This window comes from Myxococcus llanfairpwllgwyngyllgogerychwyrndrobwllllantysiliogogogochensis (assembly GCF_006636215.1).
Taxonomy (GTDB): domain Bacteria; phylum Myxococcota; class Myxococcia; order Myxococcales; family Myxococcaceae; genus Myxococcus; species Myxococcus llanfairpwllgwyngyllgogerychwyrndrobwllllantysiliogogogochensis.
In genome coordinates this window covers 1-8,448 of record NZ_VIFM01000384.1, presented here as the reverse complement: position 1 = coordinate 8,448, position 8,448 = coordinate 1, and the positions used below count along the sequence as shown (strand labels likewise).

Sequence of the window (8,448 nt, the reverse complement as noted above, 5' to 3'; positions counted from 1 at the left end):
GGGCGGGGGTGTCATCGGGAGGAGGCAGCTCGGCCGCGGGATGGGGCGGCGCTTCCTCTTTCTTCGAGCAACCGGTGGCCACGAGGCACCCGGCGAGCCACAGCGACGACAGCCATCGTCCGGCACGCTTCATCGTTCCTCCCCTGTCGGCCCCCACAGTGGCCGTGAGGAACTCCCTCTCTCACGACAGGAGGCGCGGTGCCAGCCTCCCGCCAGGGACTCGATGACGAGAAGACGACAGACCCTCCGCCCGCGCACTCGGGGCGAAGGGTCCTTGGACGCCCGGGACTTCAGTCTGCCGAGGGCGTCGCGCGCACGAAGGCGCCCAGGTCCGCGTCGCGCAGGAAGTGGACCAGCACGCCGTCAATCTTCCGCGTGCCGTTCTCCACCACGGTGGGCTTGAGGAAGAAAAGGTTGTTCCAGGCGAAGTCATACAGCGCCTGCTCGGCGGCGTCGGACCAGCTCCCATCCATGCGGCCGTGGTAGTAGCCGAGCTTGCGCAGCACGCGCTTCACGTCGCGCGCCGTGTCGGCATCCAGCGTCACCCGGTCCGCGGGAAATACATCCGCGAGCGTGCCCTGGTAGCGATTCAGCTCCACGCCCAGCTCCTGCAGCGCCCGGGTGCTGCCGTGGACGACCGCCTCCGCGAGCACGTGGGTATAGAACGCGGTCTCGATGGTGGAGTTCCAGACGCGGATGACGCCCGAGCGCTCTCCATTGCGGTCCCCACCCACGCGCGCCCCGGCCTTGAGCGAGGCATACAGTCGCTGCGGCAGGCTGCCCCGCGCCTGACGAAAGCCGTCCGCCATGGCCCGGCACATGTCGGGGGTGCTCATGTTGTTGGCCTGCACCACGAACGTGTCGCCCTTGATGGAGCAGGTGTGCTCGCTGTTCTCCGAGCCCGAGCGCTGGCCCACCGTCACGCTGCCATCCGGGTGGAGCTTCACCGCCGCGAGCTGGCGGATGGGGGCATACGGGTCCGAGGCCAGCACCGTGTCGATGGCCTCCTGGGGCGCGGTGCCCGAGTCGATGCGCGCGATGACCGCCTGCGCGTCATCCACCGAGGGCAGCGCCATGGTGGCCACCGCCACGTCCGAGCGACCATAGGGCACCAGTCCGCTGACGCCGCTGGGGAAGGAGATGACGGCCATGCCGCACGACTTCTCCACCGGGTCACACGCCACGACGGCGCGCGTGCCGAAGATGCTCGGGTTGAAGGGGCGGTCCGCCGCGGACGCCTGGGTGGAGCCAAGCAACACGGACGCAGCGACGAGCAGGCCACGCTTGAACGGCTTCATGCACGTACCTCGGGGCAGGGCTCCGCCGGGGCCGAGCAACCACCGCTCGACGCGGATGAGACCCTTCATGTCTGGGGTTTGATGTGAGTTCGGAACTTCTGGCTCCATGAACGCCACGTCGCTTCAAGGCATATCGGGAAGACTCGGAGACCCGTGCCGGCCGTCAAGCTCCGGATTCAGGGCGAGGACCGACGACCCGAGGAGGGCCCGCTGGCCCGGGTGCCCCGCGTATCTCGCTTCCGGGAAAATTGTAGCTGTGGCACTCCCCCAGAAGTTTCAGACGCGCCCCACAAGGGCCCGGGTGGCGGGTATGGTCCGCGCCCGGCCGCAGCCCGCGTCCCCCCTTACGCGCACGAACCGGAGACAGATTCCCCATGGCTCTCGACCTCACCTCCCTCCCACGTCCCTCGCGGGACGACGCCTCCATTGGCACGATGGCGCGGGGCCTCGTTGGCAGCGAGATTCTCCGCATCGCCGCGGAAGTCCGTGAGCTCGTCGCCAAGGGCCGCAAGGTGTGCAACCTCACCGTGGGCGACTTCAGCCCTCGCGAGTTCCCCATCCCCGACGGCCTGCGCCAGGGCATCGCCACCGCGCTCCAGGCGGGCGAGACGAACTATCCGCCCTCCGACGGCGTGCTGGACCTACGCCAGGCGGTGCAGCGCTTCTACGAGCGCGCCCTGGGCCTGAAGTATCCGCTGGAGGGCATCGTCATCGCGGGCGGCGCCCGGCCCATCATCTACGGCACCTACCGCGCCGTGCTCGATGACGGGGAGACCGTGGTCTACCCGGTGCCGTCGTGGAACAACAACCACTACGTCCACATGATGAACGCCAAGGGCGTCGTCGTGACGACGGACCCGTCGCACGGTTTCATGCCCACGCTGGAGCAGCTCGCGCCGCACCTGGGCACCGCGCGCCTGTTGTGCCTGTGCAGCCCGCTCAACCCCACGGGCACCATGATTTCGTCCGACGTGCTGGGCGCCATCTGCGAGCGCGTCGTCGCGGAGAACCGCCAGCGCGAGAAGCAGGGCAGGAAGCCGCTCATCCTGATGTACGACCAGATTTACTGGGTGCTGAGCTTCGGCGCGGTGAAGCACGTGACGCCGGTGGAGCTGGTGCCGGAAGTCGCCCCGTACACCGTGTTCGTGGACGGCATCTCCAAGGCGTTCGCCGCGACGGGCGTGCGCGTGGGCTGGGGCGTGGGCCCGCCGGCCATCATCGCTCGGATGCGCGACGTGCTCGGCCACGTCGGGGCGTGGGCGCCCAAGGCGGAGCAGGTCGCGGTGGCCCGCTACCTGGACGACGTGCCCGCCACCGAGTCCTTCCTGACGGAGATGCGCCAGCGCGTGGACGCGCGCCTGGAGGCGCTGCACACGGGCCTGACGCGCATGCGCGACGCGGGGCTGCCGGTGCGGCACATCGCGCCCCAGGGCGCCATCTACCTGTCCGTCCAGTTCGACCTGGTGGGCAAGGGCGGGCTGAAGACGAATGACGACATCCGCAAGCTGCTCCTGGAGAAGGCCAGCTTCGCGGTGGTGCCCTTCCAGGCGTTCGGCCTGAGCGAGGACACCGGCTGGTTCCGCCTGTCCGTGGGCGCGACGTCGGTGGCGGAAATCCAGGAGGCCCTGCCCCGCGTGGAGGCCGCCCTGCGCGAGGTGCTCGCCGCGAAGTAGTCGCCGTCGGTGCCGGGCCCCGCGCGGCGTCCTGGATGGGCGCGGGGTTCGGGAATACACGGAAAGGGCTGGAGTTCAGCCGGGTACTTCGTGCCAATGCTCAAGCGATTCGTGGATGTACGTGACGAGGAAGTTCGCGCGGTCCTCGGGTCCTTCGTCTATTTCTTCACGCTGATGTGCGGCTACGCCATCCTCCGTCCCATCCGCAACGAGATGGGGACGGCGGGCAGCGTCAAGGGCCTGCCGTGGCTCTTCACCGCCACGTTCATCGTCATGTTGCTGGCGGTGCCGGCCTTCTCCGCGCTGGTGGCGCGCTGGCCCCGGCGGGTGGTGCTGCCGCGCATCTACCGCTTCTTCCTCGTCAGCCTCCTGGCCTTCTTCGTGCTGCTGAAGCTGGACGTGGCGAGGGAGCCGGTGGCGCGGGTCTTCTACATCTGGCTGAGCGTCTACAACCTGTTCGTGGTCTCCATCTTCTGGAGCTTCATGGCGGACGTGTTCGCCGGCGAGCAGGGCAAGCGACTGTTCGGCTTCATCGCCGCGGGTGGCACCACGGGCATGCTGGTGGGGCCCTTCCTGGTGGGGCGCCTGGCGGAGCCGGTGGGGCCGGTGAACCTCATCCTCGTGTCCGCGGTGCTGCTGGAGGTGAGCGCGCAGTGCGTGCGCTGGCTGAGCCGCTGGGCCCGGGACGTCCAGCATCAGCCCCTGTCGGCGGAAGCGCCGGTGGGCGGCGGGGTGCTGGCCGGGTTGCGGCTCCTGGTCGCGTCGCCCCTCCTGCTCGCGCTCGGGCTCCAGGTGTTGCTCTACGCGGCCACGTCCACCTTCCTGTACTTCCAGGAGGTGAAGCTGGTGGCGGAGGTGGGCAAGGACGCGGCCTCGCGCACCGCGCTGTTCGGCGACATCGACTTCTACGTGCAGCTGTTGACGCTGGCGCTCCAGACGCTCGTCACCGGGCGCATCATCTCCAGACTGGGATTGGGCGCGGCGCTGGCGGTGGCGCCGGTGCTCACGGGGCTGGGCTTCCTGGGGCTGGCGGCGGTGCCGGTGCTCGGGGTGCTCGTGGCGTTCAAGGCGCTGCGGGGGGCCAGTCACTACGCGCTGGAGCGGCCCTCGCGCGAAATCCTCTTCACCACGGTGGACCGGGAGGCGCGCTACAAGTCCAAGAGCTTCATCGACACGGTGGTGTACCGGGGCAGCGACACGGTGAGCGCGTGGTTGCAGGGTGGGCTCACGGCGCTGGGCCTGGGCATGACGGGGTTGTCATTGGCGGCGGTGCCCCTGGCGGGGCTGTGGCTCGGCGTGTCGCTGTACCTGGGGCGGGAGCAGCGGCGACTGTCCCGGGAGGCCGGGGGTGCGCTCGCGCCCGTCGCCGCCGATAATGCCGCCGCCCGCTGAAGTGTGCCTCGCAGTGCTTCCTCGTCGCTCCTCGGGATGGTCGTGGGGAGCGGGGGTTGAGACGAACCTCGCAGCAGGAGACGACACGACATGAAGCTGTCTCGCAGAGACCTGATTCAAGGCGCTGTGACGGTGGGCTCGCTGTGGGCCCTGGGGTGTGCGACGTCGGGCTCGTCGGGTGGCGCGTCCGGTGAGTCGGACTCCCAGGAGAAGGGGGCCTCGGGTGCGAAGGCGAGCAAGCCCTTGAGCATCCTCATCCTGGGCGGCACGAAGTTCCTGGGTCCGGCGCTGGTGGAGTCCGCGCAGGCGCGAGGCCACACCGTCACGCTGTTCAACCGGGGCAAGACGAATCCGGGCCTCTTCCCGAACGTGGAGAAGCTGCAGGGGGACCGGGACCCGACGAAGGCGGAGGGCCTCAAGGCGCTGGAGGGCCGCAAGTGGGACGCGGTGGTGGACACGTCGGGTTACGTGCCGCGCATCGTGAAGGCCTCGGCGGAGCTGCTCGCGCCCAACGTGGGGCACTACACCTTCGTGTCCACCATCTCCGTCTACAAGGACGCGTCGAAGCCCGGCCTCACGGAGACGGCGCCCGTCGCCACGGTGGCGGACGTGACGACGGAGGACGTGGACACGCACTATGGCGCCCTGAAGGCGCTGTGCGAGCAGGCCGCGGAGAAGGCGATGCCCGGCCGCACGTTCAACGTCCGCCCTGGCCTCATCGTCGGGCCGGATGACCCGACGGACCGCTTCACGTACTGGCCGGTGCGCGTGGCGCGAGGGGGCGAGGTGCTCGCGCCCGGCACGGGGCATGACACCACCCAGTTCATCGACGCACGCGACCTGGCCGCGTTCATCATCCTGGGGGTGGAGCAGAAGCTGTCGGGGCCCTACACCGCGACGGGGCCCTCGAAGCCCCTGGTGATGCGCGACTTCCTGGAGCGCAGCAAGAAGGCGCTGAACAGCGACGCGCGCTTCGTCTGGGCGCATCCGTCCTTCCTGGAGAAGCACAAGGTGGAGCCCTTCGGTGACATGCCGGTCTGGGTGTCTCCCACGGGTGAGGACGCGGGCCTGTTGCGGGTGAACATCGACAAGGCGCTGGCGGCGGGGCTCACCTTCCGCCCGCTGGAGGAGACGGTCCGCGACACGGTGGCCTGGTTCAACGCGGAGCCGCCCGAGCGTCAGGCGAAGCTGCGGTCGGGCATCAAGCCGGAGCGGGAGAAGGAAGTGCTCGCCGCGTGGCACCAGGAGCACGACAAGGGCAACGCCCACGCGGGTTGAGACGCGCTCGGGCGCGGAGCCTCAGAGCCTCGCGAGGATTTCGGCCTTCTTCTGCTCGAACTCCTCGGTCGTGATGAGGCCCGCGCCGGCCATCCGCTGGAGGTCCGTCAGGGCCTTCACCGGGTCGGCTGGCGGCGGGGGGACGGGTGGCTGGGTCATGAGTCGGACCAGATGGCCCAGGTCCTGCGGAACCAGGGGCCCCATGACGGCGACCCGGTTCGGGTCTTCCGGAGCGACCTTGACCTTGAGCTCCAGGCCCGGCTCCATCACCCGCACGTTCCAGTCGTGCGCCCGGCTCCGCAACCACACTTCATAGGGCGCGCGACCTGGCACTCTCACCTGGAGCAGGTGGTTGTAGACCGTCGCTTTGTTGATGCGCATCGCGGTCCGCTCCAGGCGCAGCAATGTGGCCTCGGCGGGTATCCCGTGCTGGCGGACCTGCTCGTGCTTCCAGCGGGAGTGGAGCCAGTAGCCGAAGAACCAGCAGCACCCCACCGCGAAGACCGCCCAGCCCCCCATCAAGGAGAGACGGACGTTGTCGAGCTCCATCATGACCACTTCACCTCGAAGAAAGAGCCGGGCCTGCTGGGGCGTGCCGTCCGTCCACGAGGGCGGCGTCCCGCGACTCTAAGCGGGCCGTGCCCGAGGTGAAACCCACGGTGCGGACCCCATGCGATGATGGTCCGCGATGCGTCCGCCGGGGATGAAAGCGCGGGGCATGGTTTGTCGCGCGGGAGCGCACTCGAAAGGACTCACGATGATGCCTCAGCGGGCCCTGCTCGCGCCCGGGCGGCGCGGCGCCGCCGTGCTGCTCGCCGTGTCACTCGTTGCTTGCGGCGGCAGGGACGTCCGTCCAGATGCGGAGCCCGACGCTGGGATTCCGGATGCGGGCTCCGGGCAGGCGCATCTCTGCGCTCCGTTGAGTCTGGAGCGGAACGTGGACCTGGAGGGCTTCCACACGGACCGCTACACGTGGCGCGACGGAGACTGCGCGCCGCGCTCGGCCTTCCTGGTGCGCAATGACTCCTTGGACCCCGCGGGTTGGCACGGTGGCTACGTCCGTCGCTACGTCTACGAAGCGGACGGCGCCGCGCGCACCTGTGACGGCGCGAATGACGGTGTCCCCGGCTGGGGCATGGTGACGTGTCACCTCCGCGCCGGGGCCACCTGGGGCAACTGGACGGAGGGAGTGACGGGCACCGGCCGCACCCTCTTCGCGGGACGTCACCACGCGCTGCACGAGTTCCGCTGGCCCTTGCCGCTCGGTGGCCACGTCGTCCAGGTGACGGTGCACTACCTCTTCGCCACCGGCAGGGACCACCCGCTCTACGCCATCACCCACGACGTCTCGAGCGTCCCGCCGGATGCGCTGGAGGCCGACGTGCGCTCGCCCTATGGCGACCTGCTCTTCGACGGCAACGCGAACGCCGAAATCGCCGGCCTTGGCTGGGGAGACCGTCACCGCTTCGTGACGCTGTCCTCCCCCGTGACGAGGGCCAGCGGCTGGGACTACCGCGAGCCCAACGTCGTCCCCTACACCCGCATGTGGACCACCGCGCCGGACGCGGAGATGGGCGTGGTGCAGACGCAGCCCTGGCTCCAGAAGCCCGCCGGTGGCTACTGGCTCTACCAACAGGGCTGGGGACAGCGCGACGCGGACGGCCCCCTGCCCGACGACTGGAACTGGACCTACCAGCTCAACCAGTACCAACTGCCCACGACGACTCGCTCCCATCGCATGGCCTGGGGCAGCAACTACGGCGCGCTCGGCTGGCGCCAGTACGCGCGCTACGGCGATGACGGCATGCTCTCCGGGCACCCCTACCAGAGCTACTCCGTCTTCATGGTGCTGGGGCCACATTCGGAGGACCCGGTGCGGCGGCGCGCCTCGGAGGTCGAGTCCTGGCAGGCCGTGCGCCTGTCCGCCACCGAGGGCACCGTGGCCACGCACGGCCCTGGCGGCGTCGGTCGCTCGGACTCCGTGCCCTATGACGTGCCTGGCTACAACCCCGTCTACGCGACGTGGGAAGCCCGCGTGACGGGCAACCGCGCGCGCCTGCGCTTCGACGTGGGCCGTGGTTCCCTGGTGCACCCCGTGGTGGTGCTGCGCGGCTACACCGCCTCCACGCCGCCCGCGCGCGTGCTGCTGGACGACCAGGTCCTCGCCGCCGACGTGGACTGCTTTGCCTCCGTGGACGACGCGGGCGATGCGCTGTGGCTCACCCTGAACCGCACCCTCACCGGCACCGCGACGCTGCGAGTGGAGTGATTCGGGGCCCTGAAAAAGCAACGGGGGATGCCCCGATGAACTCGGAGCACCCCCCGGTATGACCCTTGCTCAGGTTCGCTCTCCCCCTCTGAAGAGCGTCACCCCCGGGTCCCCCTGCCACAGATGGCGCCGCCCCCGCGACGCCATCCTCCTACCCGCCGTGCATCTTTTCCGGAGGGCCTTGGACCCCTCCAGCGAAGCGAAAGTGCGCTCCCCCCGGTGCGCATGCTGACTGCACTGCTTTCGGGATGTCTCGAGTGCCCCCAAGCACCCACACCCCTTTGAATCGGGCCTAGGGCCAGTACTCCGCGGGACGCGAGACCGCTCGCAATCGCGCCAGGGTCTGCGCCCAGCCAAACGTCTGCGGGCGCATGGACGCCACCCGCGTGACTGTTTCCATCTCCCCCTGTAGCAACCCCAGCGCGCTCGACTTCGTCAGCACCGCCAACTGCCTGCGCTTCGCCCCCGCGAAGACGGCAAGCCCTGGTGCCGCGATGTCCCCCTCTGGTGCTTCAAGCGCTGTCTCTTATACACATCT

At 69.4% G+C, this 8,448-nt stretch carries 6 protein-coding genes; 4 read left to right on the top strand and 2 right to left on the bottom strand.

Annotated features, from left to right (window positions below; all coding sequences use genetic code 11):
• Positions 1 to 290: 290 nt before the first annotated feature.
• The gene (locus FJV41_RS46135) at positions 291 to 1,367 is read right to left on the bottom strand and encodes a DUF1028 domain-containing protein (protein ID WP_246137841.1); all 1,077 of its coding nucleotides are present in this window, start codon (positions 1,365 to 1,367) and stop codon (positions 291 to 293) included.
• 305 nt (positions 1,368 to 1,672) lie between these two features.
• Here FJV41_RS46135 and FJV41_RS46130 point away from each other — a divergent pair, with 305 nt between their 5' ends.
• From FJV41_RS46130 to FJV41_RS46120, 3 genes are all read left to right on the top strand, one after another.
• Positions 1,673 to 2,971 (top strand): pyridoxal phosphate-dependent aminotransferase, encoded by a 1,299-nt coding sequence (locus FJV41_RS46130; RefSeq protein WP_141649003.1) that lies wholly within the window; start codon positions 1,673 to 1,675, stop codon positions 2,969 to 2,971.
• Positions 2,972 to 3,067: 96 nt separating this feature from the next.
• A complete protein-coding gene (locus FJV41_RS46125) occupies positions 3,068 to 4,363 on the top strand; it encodes an NTP/NDP exchange transporter (protein WP_141649002.1) in 1,296 nt (431 codons plus the stop codon).
• Positions 4,364 to 4,453: 90 nt separating this feature from the next.
• Positions 4,454 to 5,641 (top strand): NAD-dependent epimerase/dehydratase family protein, encoded by a 1,188-nt coding sequence (locus FJV41_RS46120; RefSeq protein WP_141649001.1) that lies wholly within the window; start codon positions 4,454 to 4,456, stop codon positions 5,639 to 5,641.
• Positions 5,642 to 5,662: 21 nt separating this feature from the next.
• Here the strand turns inward: FJV41_RS46120 and FJV41_RS46115 are convergent, their stop codons facing one another.
• Complete coding sequence (locus FJV41_RS46115; RefSeq protein WP_141649000.1) at positions 5,663 to 6,193, bottom strand: SHOCT domain-containing protein; 531 nt, start codon at positions 6,191 to 6,193, stop codon at positions 5,663 to 5,665.
• A 205-nt stretch (positions 6,194 to 6,398) separates the two neighbouring features.
• On the opposite strand from FJV41_RS46115, the gene FJV41_RS46110 reads away from it, so the two are divergent.
• Positions 6,399 to 7,910, top strand: a complete 1,512-nt coding sequence (locus tag FJV41_RS46110) for a hypothetical protein (protein ID WP_141648999.1) — start codon at positions 6,399 to 6,401, stop codon at positions 7,908 to 7,910.
• Positions 7,911 to 8,448: the final 538 nt, after the last annotated feature.